Annotated in this window: 15 protein-coding genes; 13 read left to right on the top strand and 2 right to left on the bottom strand. The window is 49.2% G+C overall.

Going from position 1 to position 16,383, the window contains the following annotated elements; translation table 11 throughout:
* Positions 1-839: 839 nt before the first annotated feature.
* On the bottom strand, positions 840-1,205 hold the full coding sequence (locus C7820_RS15055; protein WP_116231560.1) for an alpha/beta fold hydrolase: 366 nt from the start codon (positions 1,203-1,205) through the stop codon (positions 840-842).
* On the opposite strand from C7820_RS15055, the gene C7820_RS15050 reads away from it, so the two are divergent.
* The 4 genes from C7820_RS15050 to C7820_RS15035 all read left to right on the top strand — a co-directional run bounded on the left by C7820_RS15050 (position 1,199) and on the right by C7820_RS15035 (position 3,618).
* Positions 1,199-1,603 (top strand): hypothetical protein, encoded by a 405-nt coding sequence (locus C7820_RS15050; RefSeq protein WP_116231559.1) that lies wholly within the window; start codon positions 1,199-1,201, stop codon positions 1,601-1,603. The genes C7820_RS15055 and C7820_RS15050 overlap by 7 nt on opposite strands.
* A 37-nt stretch (positions 1,604-1,640) precedes the next feature.
* Positions 1,641-1,868: a WG repeat-containing protein gene (locus tag C7820_RS15045; RefSeq protein ID WP_116231558.1), complete on the top strand. Its 228-nt coding sequence runs from the start codon at positions 1,641-1,643 to the stop codon at positions 1,866-1,868.
* A 336-nt stretch (positions 1,869-2,204) separates the two neighbouring features.
* Positions 2,205-3,299, top strand: coding sequence for a histidine phosphatase family protein (locus tag C7820_RS33855; protein WP_116231557.1), 1,095 nt, complete (start codon positions 2,205-2,207; stop codon positions 3,297-3,299).
* A 106-nt stretch (positions 3,300-3,405) separates the two neighbouring features.
* Entirely contained in the window at positions 3,406-3,618 is a 213-nt protein-coding gene (locus C7820_RS15035) for a cupin domain-containing protein (protein WP_258875267.1), read from the top strand.
* A gap of 110 nt (positions 3,619-3,728) precedes the next feature.
* Here the strand turns inward: C7820_RS15035 and C7820_RS15030 are convergent, their stop codons facing one another.
* Entirely contained in the window at positions 3,729-4,625 is an 897-nt protein-coding gene (locus C7820_RS15030; RefSeq protein WP_116231556.1) for a LysR family transcriptional regulator, read from the bottom strand.
* Positions 4,626-4,753: 128 nt separating this feature from the next.
* Here C7820_RS15030 and C7820_RS15025 point away from each other — a divergent pair, with 128 nt between their 5' ends.
* The 9 genes from C7820_RS15025 to C7820_RS14985 all read left to right on the top strand — a co-directional run bounded on the left by C7820_RS15025 (position 4,754) and on the right by C7820_RS14985 (position 16,380).
* Entirely contained in the window at positions 4,754-5,983 is a 1,230-nt protein-coding gene (locus C7820_RS15025; RefSeq protein WP_116231555.1) for a CaiB/BaiF CoA transferase family protein, read from the top strand.
* Positions 5,980-6,915 (top strand): hydroxymethylglutaryl-CoA lyase, encoded by a 936-nt coding sequence (locus tag C7820_RS15020; RefSeq protein ID WP_116231554.1) that lies wholly within the window; start codon positions 5,980-5,982, stop codon positions 6,913-6,915. The genes C7820_RS15025 and C7820_RS15020 overlap by 4 nt, the downstream gene beginning before the upstream one ends.
* The gene (locus C7820_RS15015) at positions 6,912-8,609 is read left to right on the top strand and encodes a CocE/NonD family hydrolase (protein ID WP_116231553.1); all 1,698 of its coding nucleotides are present in this window, start codon (positions 6,912-6,914) and stop codon (positions 8,607-8,609) included. The genes C7820_RS15020 and C7820_RS15015 overlap by 4 nt, the downstream gene beginning before the upstream one ends.
* Entirely contained in the window at positions 8,610-9,794 is a 1,185-nt protein-coding gene (locus C7820_RS15010; RefSeq protein ID WP_116231552.1) for an acetyl-CoA C-acetyltransferase, read from the top strand.
* Between the two features lie 58 nt (positions 9,795-9,852).
* Positions 9,853-10,956 carry an alpha/beta hydrolase gene (locus tag C7820_RS15005; protein ID WP_116231551.1) on the top strand — a complete coding sequence of 368 codons (1,104 nt, stop codon included), beginning with the start codon at positions 9,853-9,855 and terminating at the stop codon, positions 10,954-10,956.
* A gap of 194 nt (positions 10,957-11,150) precedes the next feature.
* A complete protein-coding gene (locus C7820_RS15000) occupies positions 11,151-12,650 on the top strand; it encodes an ABC transporter substrate-binding protein (RefSeq protein WP_116231550.1) in 1,500 nt (499 codons plus the stop codon).
* Between the two features lie 141 nt (positions 12,651-12,791).
* Positions 12,792-13,739, top strand: a complete 948-nt coding sequence (locus C7820_RS14995) for an ABC transporter permease (protein ID WP_116231549.1) — start codon at positions 12,792-12,794, stop codon at positions 13,737-13,739.
* 19 nt (positions 13,740-13,758) lie between these two features.
* Positions 13,759-14,643, top strand: coding sequence for a carbohydrate ABC transporter permease (locus tag C7820_RS14990; RefSeq protein ID WP_116231548.1), 885 nt, complete (start codon positions 13,759-13,761; stop codon positions 14,641-14,643).
* A gap of 66 nt (positions 14,644-14,709) precedes the next feature.
* The gene (locus C7820_RS14985; RefSeq protein WP_258875244.1) at positions 14,710-16,380 is read left to right on the top strand and encodes a CocE/NonD family hydrolase; all 1,671 of its coding nucleotides are present in this window, start codon (positions 14,710-14,712) and stop codon (positions 16,378-16,380) included.
* Positions 16,381-16,383: the final 3 nt, after the last annotated feature.

Genomic DNA, 16,383 nt, shown 5'->3' with positions numbered 1-16,383 from the left:
AATCAGTATTTCCTGACGCTGGACGCTGACGGGGTATCGGTCTCATCGGACTTTTACCTGCGGCTGGCCGGCGACATCAACCGGTTGTTTAAAGGACAGATTCCATTGACGGCCGAGCATCCGACAAGCCATCGGTAACCGCTCACTCATATTAATACAGCACTCGTATGCCTGTGCACAGCATCGCTTTCGAGCGATCGTGCGCAGGTTTTTTTGCGTCATAGGTGATTGTGGCGATTCCCGCATCCAGCAATTTCGGGGCCAGCCGCACTCTAAACGCAGGACACGTTAAAAATGGACTGCAAGCATTAATTCCGGCTCATTTTGTCCCTGATATGAACGAATAAATATTATGCCAGGGAAATCGCAACATGCCAGCTAATCATACGGGCTGCCAGTAAGCGGTTCATCCAATAAAATGACTTTTTTTAGAGAGCTGGCAGCTTTAACCGCGGCTGTTTGGTTCTCGGCCTGAAAAAGTAAGGAGCTTACTAGCAGCTCCTCTTGATTGGAATTTCCTTGCCGGCGAATTCTTGGATGCTTTGTCTAAAAGGAAAAGAACCGCAAGCGCGGTTCTTAAAATCAATGATCAAACTATTTTGGTGTTGGCCATGTTAGCTTGGTATTTCCTTCACGTTCCTGCATTTGGGACTACAGCCGAAAAATTCCCCTTTAGGGTCTTTTCTTAAAGTCATGGGTTTACCGCTTCGATTGCAAACTTGAGTGGGGCTAGGAGTGCTCTCGATGATTTGTTTAGGCATAGGTACAGCGCCCTATATTCATTTTGAGGACCATTTCGATGAGTTCATCACGGTCGCAGAGCTAAGGGGAACATCGGATCAAATCATCGTTATAGGTTCCTCCTCGTTATAATGATCAAAATGCTTGACTATAATCTCTGCTACTGTTTCCGGTTGTTCGATATAGACGAAATGGCCTGCGTCCGGAAGCAAATGGATTTTCGCATGGTCTATGCGTTCCTTGAAGTGGTAGGCGAACGACACCGGAACGAACTTTTCCTTTTCTCCACAAATGACAGTAACGGGACATTCCAATCGATTCATTTTTTCCTGATACGGTTCTAGCTTTTCGATATCGCCGGATCGGTAGAGTTCTAATAGAGCGTTTCTTGATTCGGGGGATTTATAGATGCAATAAAAATCGTTTAATTGCTCTTGGGTAATGCCCGGTATGAGAGTTGTCATTCGTTCAAGCCAATCCTCCCGGTTTTCAGCTCGCTGTTGGAGGGTTATTTCCCCTTTTTGAGGCGTTCGAAAAACTTGGGCCAGTTCATATTGAGTTTTATTTAAGCTCTGTTCATCGGGATCAGATGGAAATTGGCTGTATTCTACTTACGCTGTCAGGTGAGATTTCCCGATTATCGGAAGAAGTGCGACAAGCGTACACCCGTGAGTTGCAGCGATTCATGAGGTTTATTAGTGATATGGCAGGAGTCGATGCCTGTACCGGTTATGCGCTGGTAAGCAGTATGGTCGGTACAGTTGCTTTGGCACGCGCTGTCAGTGAACCGAAGCTCGGCGATGATTTATTACTGGCAGGCAAAATCCAGGCAAAGCAAATCATAGAGGCTTCTATAGGTTAAAGCTAAATCTATGCATAGAGAATAGGGGATTGATCTGATGATAATCAGAGAAGCGAGTATGAAAGACTATTCCACAATTGTCACCTTTTATATCAACAAGAATGGCACCAAAGTCATCCAGGGCTTTACGGCCGGAGGTTTGTACAAGGGCGGCCTGACTCCTGCCGGCCAGGGGCAGAGGTACGGCTATATCAATACTTCCGGCCGCTTTGTGATCAAGTCGAAATTCTATTGGCTGACGATTTTAACGGCGAATTGGCGGTGATCAGTTTGCTCGTTCCGAATTCGCGCGAGGAAATCAGAAAGTACGTGAACCGCAGCGGAGCGATCGTCTGGTCAACGGCTTCCGAACTTCCGAACGGAGTGACAAAACTACAGTAAGGCAGAACAACCGAGTTTCACGGATTGTATCGGAAAAAGAGCGCATTACAGCTAACTTATCGAAAATAACTTGCCGTTGGCAACTGTTTTTCGTTAAGCTAACGGGCAGGATAGTTAAATAAAAAAGGAAAAGGAATATTACCCCAAGTCCACGAAATCTATGCAGTAGTCTGGAAATATCTGAAACCTTTGAGAGAGGTGTATTAGGATAAACACTACATTGTATTTAACAAGACACGGTGAAACTGAATGGAATGTAGAAGGAAAAATGCAGGGTCTTATGGATTCACCATTAACTATACTAGGTAAACGTCAAGCAAAATGGTTAAAATCATCTCTAAAGAATTTGAAGTTTGAAGCAATTTACTCCAGCCCCAGTCTAAGAACATACCAAACTGCAGAAATAATTAGAGATGAACGAGAAAATCAAATTATTGTATGTGAAAGTTTGAAAGAGATCAGCCTAGGCTCATGGGAGGGACATAAAAAATCAGATGTTGAGAATACTTTTCCAGACGAATATTATGCCTTTTGGAATACTGCTCATCAATATAGGCCCTCAAATGGTGGAGAATCCTTTTTTCAATTACAAGATAGAATAATTCCAGCAGTATTAGATATTATAAATAGACACAAGGATGGTAATGTTCTAATCGTTACTCATGCAATTGTACTTAAAGTAATCATGGCCTATTTTAGAGGAGATTCCCTTGAAGAATTATGGGCGCCACCAATAATTCAGCCCACCTCATTAAATAAGGTTGTTATTACAGATTTCAAATATAACATTGAATTGTACGGGGATATTTCTCATTACCAGACCATCCGTAAAGCGGTTGGAGCCATAGTGTACCAGGGAAATCAATTCTTACTAGTTCATAAATTATTAAATACTTCCGATAAGGAATCCGGAGTTTGGGATTTTCCAAAAGGCGGTGTTGAAGAATGGGATTTAAGCCTAAATGATGCTGTTATGCGTGAACTATTTGAGGAAACAGGGACGGATAAATACGTTATTAAAGAAGAACTACCTGAAAAAATAACTTTTTATTTTGACGACGATATAAAGAAGAAAATTGGTTATGAGTGCCAAGAGACGACTATGTTTCTAGTTGATTTTGTTGGAAATCAAAACGATCTAAAACCATGTGGAGAAGAAATAGACGAGATAATGCTAGTGGATTCGGAAAGCCTTCTAGATAAATTATCTCATAGAGAAACCGCAGAATTTATCCAGAATTATTGTCATTTCATTATTGAGCTAACGGGAAACGATAGCTCAATGAAGATATTTGAAGGCAGTCGCCCCAAATAAATGTTCATTTCAGCTTCACTGATTCTAAATGTTGTATCAATACCGCTGATCACGCTAAATTTACTTTAAATGTAACGCTCAGAAAAACGGGGGCCTCACCGTGACAATGAAATGGATCGACTTGTCCAGGAATGCGATAGACTTAAACGAGCAGAAACATAGGGGCGGGCATCTCGTGTCCGAGCACTATCACCAGACGCACCAGCTGCTATTTGTGCTGGAAGGGGAAGGCGCGATCCGGCTAGGGGGTGAAGTACGGAAGCTTACGGTCGACGATACGGCGCTGATCGTTCGCGGATTGAACGTAATGGAGATGTAACAAGGTAAAACAATCACAAGCAACAATTGGAAGCGAGGCAGTTAAAGCGACTGCCTCGCTATTTATTTACATGAGATTAGGAAAGGAACGACTGCACTTGTCATGTATGTTCAACCTTGAATAGTCGCACGCAACGTCTTGATGAATCGGTCGGCAGCGTCGCTCAAACGTCGCCCGGATTTGTGAATCCAGCCAAAGCTGAGTGTAAGGTTATTGTCGAGAATATCCACCGGGATGATGTCACCTGATCGGACATAGGGGTCATTCTTGACGAGGAAATCGGGATAGAAGCCTATGGCGATGCCCTCTGCGATGATCTTCTTCGCCGCATCCGTATAACCGAGTGTAAGGAGGATATTCAGTCGATCGGTCTGTAACAGCTTCTTCGCATACGCCTCCTGGCGGTAGTCCCGCTGCAGCATGATCAGCGGAAGTTCGGCGATTACGTTTTTCGCGAGCGGTTTGTGGAAAGGAATCGTCGAGTTTTTGCCGACGTAAACCACATAAGTTCCGGTGAGTAGGTGCGCATACTCGATTCCGGTTTGGAACTGTTCATTGGGATACGAGGAGATGATGCCGATATCTACATGGTCTGCCAACACGTCCTGGATGATCTGATTCGTTCCGACTTCTTTGACCTCAATGCGCACATGAGGAAATTTATTTTTGTAGTTGGATAAAACGTCGCTTAAGTATGAATCACAAATGCTTGGTATGGCAGCGATTCTCAGTCGGCCACTGACTTCTTTCGCCTCTGAATCAGCTTCCAGTATGATCTCTTCCATGATGTTCAAGATGCCCTGCGCTTTCAAGAGAATTGACTGGCCGACAGAAGTGAGTTTTATACCGTAACGTGAACGTTCGAAAAGCTTGACCCCCAGTTCTTGCTCCAGATTGCTGATCGCCTGACTGATGCTTGGCTGTGAGATGTGCAGCTGTTCAGCCGCAGTCGTAAAGGAACCTGATTTGGCAATTTCGATAAAGTAACGAAGTTGTTCTGTTCGCATCGTCGCACTCCTGAAATAGTTAATTACTATGATTGAATCCAATAATCCTATTTTACATTGAATTTGTCTATATGTAAAATGATTGTAACGTTAAGCAATTCGATACTTATGGAGGGATTCAAACAGCTATGGGACCGCTTACAAGGATTAAGGTCATCGAGATTGCGCATTGGCTCGTTGCACCGTACTGTACCAATATGTTATCGGATCTAGGCGCGGAGGTGATCAAGATCGAACCACCTAGCGGCGATCAGGTGCGCCAATCGGGCAGTTACTTTAAAAACGGCGAAAGTTATCTGTTCGCAGCCTATAACCATGGCAAGCGATCGATCGCTATCGATCTCAAGACTCCGGAAGGAAAGCAAATCGCGCTGGAATTATGCAAGGAAGCTGATGTGATCGTCGAAAATTACCGTCCTGGCACTTGTGACAAATTGGGGGTCGGATACGAGACGGTCCGCGAGATCAATCCGCGGGTGGTGTACTGCTCCATCTCGGCTTTCGGCGATTCGCCCGGATATCGTCACCGTCCAGGTATGGATCCGATAGTACAAGGGATGGGAGCGGTGATGAGCCTTACGGGCGAGGGCGGTGCAGATGGTAAGCCAATGCTTGCAGGTGTGCCGATCGCCGATAACTCGACGGCTTTCATGGCATTCGGCGCCATCTGCGCGGCGTTATATGATCGCGAACGGACGGGAGTCGGACAAAGGGTGGAATTAAATCTAATCGACACATGTGTGTTCAACCTGTCAACAAGATTCGGCCAATATATCGCCACAGACCAGTCCCCTGCTCCAATGGGCAATCAACATGCGGAAGTGGTGCCTTATCAAGCGTTTCCGACCAGGGACGGCTGGATGATGGCAGGAGCGCAGAGTGACGAAGCCTGGCGTGTATTCTGTAGAGCGGTCGGCAGGGATGATCTAGCGGAACAGGTGGACTATCGCACAAGTCAGTCTCGCTTGGCCAACCGAGAAACATTGTCCTCTCTGCTGAATGAAGTGTTTCGAACAAAGACAACGTCCGAATGGGAACAGATTTTGAATGAACACAATGTCCTGCACGGTCCGATCTGGAATGTCGAACAGTTGCTGAATAGTGATCTGATCAAGGATCACCGTTTGATCGTCGAAGTGGATCATCCGGCTTTCGGGCAGCTGCCAGTCATTCAAACGCCAATCCATTATTCGGAGCGGCAGGTGAAGGTACAAGGACCGCCACCTGTGCTGGGTGAGCATACGAAGGAAATCCTTGAACAAATCGGATATACGGCTGAAGAGATCGATGCTTTGTTAAGGAACGATATCGTACGTGCCACTGAGTCGGGCAATCGCAAAGGAGCTGTGTTACCGTGAAACTGCCTGAGCATGTCGTGATTAAAGAAGTCGGCCCTCGCGACGGATTGCAGAACGAACGCATGACAGTTCCCTTGGAAGACAAAATTGCCTGGATCAATCAGTTATCGGATACCGGGCTGCGATATATCGAAGCGACATCGTTCGTGAGCCCAAAGTGGATTCCGCAACTCGCTGATGCTGCTGAAGTCATGAACGGCATTCATCGGCGCGAAGGGGTAACATATTCGGCTTTGGTGCCGAACTTGCGAGGACTGGAGCGAGCACTCGCGGCCGGGGTCGAAGAGGTCGCGGTCTTCATGTCGGCGAGCGAGACTCATAATCGAAGCAATATCAACAAATCGATCGCAGAGACGTTCCCCATACTGCAGGAAGTGACTCGGACCGCCCTTCAAGCCGGGGTGAAAGTGCGCGGGTACGTCTCAACGGTATTTGGCTGTCCGTACGAAAAAAGCGTTTCGCTACGATCCGTCATGCGAATAACGGACCGGTTGCTAGAGCTGGGCGTTTACGAAGTGTCGCTCGGGGATACGATCGGCATCGCGAATCCGCTGCAGGTAGAACATATGCTGGAGCAGTTGCTGCCCCGTTTTCCGCAGCAGTTGGCTCTTCATTTTCACGATACGCGCGGCATGGCGTTGGCGAACATCCTCTTATCTGTGCAGATGGGGGTCACCGTGTTCGATGCGTCGCTCGGGGGACTGGGGGGGTGCCCGTATGCGCCGGGTGCGGCCGGCAACGTGGCGACAGAGGATCTCGTTCATATGCTGCATGCTATGGGGATTGTTACCGATATTGATCTGAATCGATTGCTGGCGGCTTCCGGCTTTATCCAGCATAAGGTTAACACCGACTTACCGAGTCACATGCTGCGAGTTTCCCACGAGAAGATGGACCCTCACACGGGACATCAGGAGGAGAGGGATCAATGAATGTAGATTCGATCATCACACAGCTAAGCGTAGGTTTACCGGAGACTCGCACGGCTTTCGGAGAACTGCGAAACTATGACATCGCCATGCGCGACGACATCCATTTACGAACGCGCGTCTTTCTTCCGAAAGGCTCCGGACCTTGGCCGGCCATCTTGATGCGAAATCCGTATCCGCATGTCATGCCTTACCTGCAAGCGACGGCGACTGTATGGACCCGATACGGTTACGCTGTAGTCTTGCAAGATTGCCGGGGAACGGGGGCATCAGCAGGCGTGTGGAAGCCGTTCGAGAATGAACGGGCAGACGGGCTGGATACGATCGATTGGCTATGTGAGCAGCCCTGGATGAACGGGAATATCGGCACGAGTGGTCATTCTTACTTAAGTTCCGTGCAATGGGCCATAGCCGACATCGTGCCAAAGCAGGTCAAGACGATGGTGCTGTCCGGTTTTACGACAGAGCGTTACAGACAAAATTACATGAACGGCATGTTTCGCATGGATGTTTACACAGGCTGGGCATTGGACAACGCCGGAAGCGATCCGATTGAAAGCGAAGATTTATTTGCCAGAGCTACCCATATCAGACCGCATATCGAGATGGATGAACAGCTGTTCGGTAGACAGTTAAACTGGTATCGGCAATGGATCACAAGCGTCAGCCCGCGAGCGCCATACTGGAACGAAGGGTTTTGGGCGGAATTTAGGGAGATCCCGCGCCGAATCCGCATCCCGGTTCTCATGACGGATGGCTGGTTCGATCAACATGTTGACGGCATGATTCGGGATTACCTCAAACTTCCCGAAGCGACTCGTGCGGCCAGCCGATTTATCCTTGGACCGTGGGTGCATTCCATGCAGACATCAGGCGACATGCCCTATCCGAACAGTCACCGCAACCAGATGCTTGAAGCGCTGGAATGGTTCGATCATCATTTGCTTGGGATGGATTATCCCCATGACAAAGGCGATGTAACGACTTATGTAATCGGCTCCGGAAGATGGCGCAGTTGGGATCTATTCTGGCAGTTAGGCGGAAGAAAGACGTTATACTTGTCCGGCAGCCGAAACCTGTTGGAGAAAGAACCGAATTTTCCTGAACAAATAACATATGCTTATGATCCGGAACAGCCAGTACTTACAAAGGGCGGAGCCGGATTGCTCCGCTATTTGTCCGGTGCTCAAGACGCTGCGCCACCGGCCAGCGTTGCCCAAGCTCCTCCGGGGTACCGGGATGATGTGATCTCGTTCTTGAGCGAACCGTTCACAGAAGACCTGACGATCACCGGTTCGATCACCGTACATCTCTTCGTCAGCGCCGATGTGAACGACACAGCATTTACAACCGTGTTTATGGATGTACTCGAGGACGGTACGACTTATAACATACGGGATGGCATTACAAGTCTGGCTTACCGCAACGAGTCTGATATCCCGCTTGATTATGAGCCTGGCACGATTGCTGAGATTGAGATCCGTCTGTGGCCGATCACATGGACGATTCGCAAAGGGCACCGCATCCGTCTCGATATATCCTCATCCAATTTTCCGGCTTATCATATCCATCCAAATTTCGCAGGGCCGTGGGCGCTGCAGACGAAAACGCGTACCGCAAACCAAACGATCTATTGTGGAGGGCGCTTTGATACCAGGATGATCATCCCGTTTTCGCAAGAAGGGGGAGAAGCTTAAATGAACAAGGAAGCGGTCATCGTGAGCGCGGCACGGACGCCGATCGGCAGCTTTAACGGTTCCTTCAAGGATATATCGGCCGTACGGCTTGGCGAACAAGCGATACGGGCCGCGCTAGAGCGCGCGGGCTTGGACCCGTCGCAAGTGGACGAAGTGATTATGGGCAATGCGCTGCAAGCAGGGCTCGGGCAGAATCCGGCCAGACAGGTGTCGCTTGCCGTTGGTATTCCGCAGGAGGCGTCGGCTGTTACGGTGAACCAGGTGTGCGGTTCAGGCTTGAAGGCGGTCCAGTTGGCTGTGCAGTCCATCGTTTGTGGTCACAGTGAGATTGTCGCAGCTGGCGGCATGGAGAACATGAGCCAAGCGCCATATATCCTGAAAGGAGCAAGACAAGGCTTCCGCATGGGACATCAGCAGGCGATGGACAGCATGATCGTGGACGGTCTGTGGTGTGCGACTGGCGATTATCACATGGGCATGACTGCGGAGAATTTGTGCGATAACTATTCGCTCTCGCGCGAGCAGTTGGATCAGTTTGCTTATAAAAGCCAACAACGGGCTGTAAAGGCAGTGGAAGAGGGGAGATTCCAAGAGGAGATTGCACCGATTGTGACTGTAGATCGCAAAGGCAATCAGATACGAATCGAGACGGATGAGTATCCGCGTCGGGACACGACCTTGGAAGCTCTTAACAAGCTTCGTCCGGCATTTAAGAAAGGAGGAAACGTCACGGCGGGCAATTCCTCCGGCATCAATGACGGAGCAGCCGGATTGATCCTCATGAGCTCAGACAAGGCGAACGAGCTTGGCCTGAAACCGCTTGCCATCGTCCGCGCTGTAGAGACAGCTGGCGTTGATCCGGCAATGATGGGGATCGGCCCCGTATACGCCATCGAGAAAGTATTCAAGAAACTTGGCATCAGCGAATGCGATATCGATCTCGTGGAACTAAACGAGGCTTTCGCCGCGCAAACGCTTGCCTGTCTGCGTCATTTTCGCTTCGATCCTGATCGAGTGAATGTGAACGGCGGCGCTATAGCTCTGGGCCATCCGATCGGCGCCAGTGGTGCGCGCATCCTGGTGACCCTTCTGCACGAGATGGCGCGACGTCGTTCTCATTATGGTCTTGCAGCCTTGTGTATCGGAGGCGGACAAGGGATCGCGGCCTTGGTAGAAAGAACATAATATTGGTGAATTTGCAAGCGCTATCATTAAATGCTTAAACAAGAAAGGTGGGTTTAACATGAAATCGTACAGTGAGTTGGTACGGCAGCTGCAAGAGAAGGCGGTACAGGTCGAACGAGACGGTTATACCTTCATCACGAAACCGATCCCCGATTCGTCTGTAGGAGGCGAACTGGATCCGCGGGTCTATCTAGTACAGAAACAGACGACCGAACGCATGAAACAATCAGGTCCGTTCCAGATGCCGGAAGATCCTTTGGAGTTCGCCAAGTTGCTGCGCGGCCTCATGGGATGGGACAACGATGATGTCACAGATGGCAAGGTGTCAACGGAATCACGGATCATAGAAGGGACGGAAGCGGCTATTCCGATCCGCATCTATACACCGCAAGGTGCCAAGCTTCGTCCGGCCATTGTTTTTTTTCATGGCGGAGGTTTCATCGGCGGTAGCGTCGATGTTGTAGAAAATCCATGCAAATGTCTGGCGTTGCATGCGGATGCGGTCGTCGTATCTGTCGATTATCGCTTGGCTCCAGAGTGTCCCTATCCCGCAGGAATCACGGATTCTTTTGATGCCGTCCGCTGGGTATACGAACATGCGGATGAACTGCAGGTTAACCGCTCATGCATCGCAACAGCTGGGGACAGCGCCGGAGGCAATCTGGCAGCAGTATGCGCGATGATGGACAGAGATCAGCGTCTCGGCATGATAAAATATCAGGTCCTTATCTACCCAACGGTTAATAGGGGGGCTATCGAAACAGAAGACTTCAAGTGGTCCATTGATCAATACGATATCCGCAACCATCATGAGTACATCTTACCAGGCATTAATGGGATGCGCAGCGGCAAAATCAGTGACATTTATTTGCAAGGAATGACGGATATTACCGATCCTTATGTGTCGCCGCTTCTCGGTGATCTGCGAGGGCTTCCCGCCGCACTGATCGTTGCTGCGGAATATGACTATTTGCGTATCGAGAACGAGGCGTATGCCAGGAAGCTTGCCCGCTCAGGCGTCGATGTCACGCTCGTTCAATATAAAGGCACGGATCATGCCTTCATGGACAAGTTGGGACTGTACCCTCAAGCGGAAGACTGCTTAATCGAAGCGGCTAAGGGCTTTAAGCACGCATTGACAAGACTGAACGGGAATCCGTGACCCTGGCCGTGGTCTTGCTTTTTACCACTCGGATGTGATCGATCAAGAGATCCTGGGAAAGTTGAGGAGGTGAATGAACCAGGGCGCGCGATTACGCTTGAACCATCTGTTATGCCGCCAATCTGAAAGCACACATAAGCAAGTCGCTTTATCATTGACACGCAATCATTTTGTGAAAAGGGGGAAAAGCTACGATGAAAACATTAAGGTTGTCGCTGCTTATGGGATTAGTGTTGCTTTTATTTCTAACAGCTTGCTCCGCAAACAGCAGCGGAGGAGACGGAGCGGGAACCAGAGAAGGCGATCAGAAAAAAGAGCCTCCGGTGAAACTCGTGTTCGCCTTCTTGAATACCGGGACAATGACGGATATGAAAGAAGTTCAGGAAGCGATCAACGTGATCGCACGGGAAAAGATCAACGTGGAGGTCGAGCTGATGCCGATCGATTCTTCTGCCTGGCAGCAACAAGCGAATTTGTTGCTCTCAGGAAATGAACAACTGGATCTTATGACGACGATGGCAGGACTTAATTACAGCTCTCAAGTGGCGAAAGGTCAACTCTTGCCGCTGGACGATTTGTTGGATCAATACGGTCAAGGGATCAGGGATGCTCTCGAACCCGAAATATTGGAAGGAACAAAGGTCAACGGCAAAACCTATGGAGTATCCAGCTTCCGGGAAATGGCTGCGGATTACGGCTTTATCGCTAGAAAAGATCTGTTGAACAAATATAAAATCGATCTCAGCCAGGTGAAGGCGTACGAAGACCTAGAGCCGATTTTTAAGATCATTAAAGATAACGAGCCCGGTATCATTCCGCTCGTGCAACGCTCAAACACGAACACGATCGCCAATGAGCTGATCTCTTCGAAAATAGACTCTCTTGGCGACGGGCTCGGTGTATTGGTATTGGCTGATGACAATACCCACGTTGTCGATCTGTATGAAACAGACGCCTATCGGCAAGCGGTTGAGACAGCCAGGAAATGGTATCAGGCCGGTTATATCATGAAGGATGCTTCGACTACTCAGGAATCCAACGTTGCATTAGTGAAAGCGGGCAGGGGATTCGGCTATCTGTCAAATATGAAGCCGGGATTTGAGTTCCAGGAGACGAATCTGACCGGCTATGAGATGGAGGCGGTAAGGATCACTCCGGTCATCGGTGGATCGACCGGACCGGCGGCTTTCATGGTATCGATACCGCGTAATAGCAAGCATCCGGAAGCGGCCATGAAGTTCATGAATTTGCTGTATACGAACGCGGATATCATGAATCTGCTCACCTTGGGAATCGAAGGCAAGCACTATGTGAAGAACGCCGACGGTACAATCAAACCCCCTGTAGGTGACGATATCGGTTATGTGCTGAATCAGTGGGAGATCGGCAACAACGCGCTCACTCATGTATGGGAAGGCTGGGATCCGAATCATTGGGAGGAAATGAAAGCGTTTAATAGGAAGGCGGTCTATTCCAAGGGCCTCGGCTTCATGTTTAATTCGGAGGGGGTAAAGGCCGAAATTGCATCTGTCAACAATGTGGTGGACAAGTACAGAGCAGGCCTCGGGTCAGGCAGCCTGGATCCCGCGGGTAACCTGGATAAATTTATCAAAGAACTGAAATCGGCAGGAATCGACAAGATCATCGCTGAGAAACAAAGACAGATGGACGAGTGGCTCGCTACCAAAAAATGATTTCAGTCGCTTATGTCGCTATCGTGTCCTTTCCACATTTTTGCAGTCGTATTTAACGACACTTTAAGATCCAAGGGGACGGCAGCACGGCGGCAAAGATCGCCGTCCCTATCTTTCTTGTGAGAGGTGAAGGTTAACATCATGACACGGTTCCTGCAGAGCAAGCGACTCAAGAAACTTTTTCGTTACCGCGCGATGTTTCTAATGATCCTGCCGGGCGTCATCTATTTAATAATCAACAATTACTTGCCGATGCTTGGCATAACGTTTGCATTCAAAGACCTGAATTATTCATATCGCGGATTGTTCAATATGATCTGGCACAGCGACTGGATCGGACTGAAAAATTTTGAATATTTGTTCAAAACGAAGGATGCTTTCATCATTACGCGCAACACAATCTTGTACAATGCGGTCTTTATCGTGCTGAACACCGCTGTGGCGATTACCATTGCGATACTCCTGAACGACATCAGAAATAAACTAGCATCCCGTTTATATCAAAGCTTAATCCTGCTCCCTTATTTAATCTCGATGGTTATCGTCGCCTATTTGACGCTGTCTTTCCTGAATGTAGAGAACGGCATTATGAATCGCATCATCCTGCCTTTGTTCGGCATCGATCCGGTATCTTGGTATAACGAACCCAGGCACTGGCCGTTCATCCTGACGCTGGTCAATCTGTGGAAGAACATCGGATATCTTTGCATCATCTACTTGGCTGCGATCGTGGGGATCGATCCTGAATACTACGAAGCTGCGAAAATTGACGGAGCCAACAAGTGGCAGCAGATCAAAAATATCACGGTTCCGCTGTTAATGCCGACCATCATTATCATGACCTTGCTGGCAATCGGCCGAATCTTCAACTCGGATTTTGGGTTGTTCTATCAAGTGACCTTAAATTCCGGGCCGCTGCAATCAACGACAGACGTTATCGATACATATGTGTATCGGGGGCTGATGACCCTGGGGGATATCGGCATGTCCTCGGCGGCAGGCGTTTATCAATCCATTGTCGGGTTCGTGCTGGTCATCTTCTCCAACTATTTGGTAGCAAGAAAAGACCGCGAGCGGGCATTGTTCTAGAAGGGAGAAAGTGCGATTCATGTATGAAAACAAAATCTACCAGGCCGCCGCAAATCTGGTGATGTTCGCCTTGTCTTTGGCCGCCATTCTACCTTTTATCCTATTGTTCATCGCTTCAATTTCGGATGAGAACTCAATCGTGCTGAACGGCTATACGTTCTGGCCCGAGAAATTCAGTCTCGATGCTTATCTTTACATGTGGAATAACGTCGAGAGCATCACTAGGGCATACGGGATTACGATCGTTGTCACGGTGATCGGTACTTTCACAGGATTGCTCATATCCACGTTAATCGCATATCCGCTGTCCCGTTCTGATATGCCGATGAGATCCTTTCTGTCGTTCTTCGTGTTCTTCACCTTGCTGTTCAACGGCGGTCTGGTACCAACTTATCTCATCTACACGGAAATCTTTCAAATCAAGAATACGCTCGCTGCACTGATTGTTCCAGGACTATTGACGAACGGTTTCTTCATCTTACTTATCCGCTCGTTCTTCAGCACGACGATCCCAAACGCGGTTATCGAATCAGCATATATCGACGGCGCCGGCGAATTTAAGATTTTCTATCGCATCGTGATGCCGCTTTCGCTTCCGATCTTGGCGACGATTGGCTTGATGCTATTGATTAACTATTGGAATGATTGGTTCAATGGATTGATATATATCACCGATCCGCAGTTATATAGCATTCAGAATCTTCTAAACCGGATGCTGAGTAACATCCAGTTCCTGCAGCAGAACAACCTGGACGGAAATGCGTCGCAAGCGATGGCCAACTTGCCGATGAACTCCGTACGTATGGCGATGGCTGTTATCGGGATTTTGCCAATCATCTGTGTGTATCCGTATCTCCAGAAATACTTTGTCAAGGGACTTGTGATCGGCGCCGTCAAAGGTTGAGAAAGGAAAGATGGAGAAGTGGCTTCGTCAGTTTAATAATGGGGAGGCTAAGGAGGTCTTTGATCGATGATATCCGATGCAGTGAAACATGATCATGTCATGGTACTGTTGAGCGATGGTGTCCGCCTGTCTACCTATATCTGTCTGCCTGATGAAGAAGGAGCGTGGCCTGTCATCTTCGGGAGAATGCCGTATCCGAATCTGCTCGATTCGTGGCTGGAAGAAGCGGCATATTGGTCGGAACACGGATATGCTTTCGTCTTCCAGGAATGCAGGGGCACAGGCGGATCTGAAGGGGAGTGGACGCCTTTCATCCATGAGCAGCAGGATGGGTTGGAAACGCTCCAGTGGATCGTGAAGCAGCCGTGGTCGAACGGTCGCCTTGCCACTTACGGCGCTTCTTACTCCGGGGTCGTGCAATGGGCAATGGCGGATCGGTTGCCGCCTGAGGTCAAAACGATGTTTATCGCTTTTACGGGGATCGAGCGATACAGACAAAATTATATGAACGGGATGTTTCGCCATGATATTTACACCGTGTGGGCTCTCGGCAACGCCGGCGCAAAACCCCTTGGAACTGCGCATGATCTGTATGGGAGGGCGCTTGCTGTTCGGCCGCATATCGACATGGACGTAGAACTGTTCGGGATTCGTCTGCCCTGGTACCGGGAATGGATAACGCAAGTCAGTCCGGAAAGTGACCTGTGGAAGCACGGGTTATGGGCCGAGCTGCGAAGCATGCCGGAACGGACGAACGTGCCTGTGTGCATGACCGCCGGCTGGTTCGACCACAATCTGGACGCATCGATCATCAGTTATGGCAAGCTTCCGGAGGAAACGAGACAAAAAAGTGCCCTTGTCGTCGGGCCTTGGGTGCACACGCAACAGCCAGCGGGAGATCTTGAATATCCCGATCATGATCGCTTCGGGAAGAGACAGAAGCTGCTTGCCCTTCGCTGGTTCGACCATTGGTTAAAGGAAAAGCCCCTTGTCGATATCTCGCTGGGCCAAGCGACTGCTTATACGATCCGTGAGGAAAAGCGCCGGGTCTGGACGGGGGGCATAGATGCCGATGGAGCAGTTAAGTTCTATCTGCACGACAGAGGAAGCGGAGATACTGGCAAGCTGTCGGGGATGGCGCCTGAAATCGAACAACAGATTACTTATATGTATAACCCGGATGATCCGGCTCCGACGCGTGGGGGAGGTGCTTTGATGGCCTATCTGACCGACGATCCGAAGGCCGCTCCTTGCGCCAGCGTGAAGCAAGAACCGCCCGGCTATCGGAAAGATGTCCTGACATTCATCTCCGAACCGTTGTTGGACGGTCTACGTATCGCTGGATCAATCTGTGCAACGCTGACCGTCAGCACCGATGCGGACGATACGGCGTTTACCGTACAGGTGATGGAAGTGCTGCCGGACGGCACGACGTTCAACATTCGCGATGGGATTACGAGCCTCGCTTACCGCAATAATTCGGCGGTTCCACGCTCATACGAGAGCGGTGAGATCGTCGGAGCTGTAATCGAATTATGGCCGATCGCCTGGATGATCAGAAGAGGGTCCAGAATTCGTGTCGACATCTCTTCTTCGAATTTTCCGGCTTACCATGCTCATCCGAATGTAAGCGGCATCTGGTCTTATCAGAGAGAGGTCAAGACGGCGAAACAAACGTTATATACGGGCCGTATCCATGCATCTTGGATAGAGATTCCTGTATCAGGGGAGGGATAGGAC

Origin of the sequence: Paenibacillus sp. VMFN-D1, assembly GCF_003386155.1 — a bacterium.
Taxonomy (GTDB): Bacteria; Bacillota; Bacilli; order Paenibacillales; family Paenibacillaceae; genus Paenibacillus_AQ; species Paenibacillus_AQ favisporus.
Note: the sequence above shows the minus strand (reverse complement) of the source record. Positions and strands in the feature narration are given on the sequence as shown.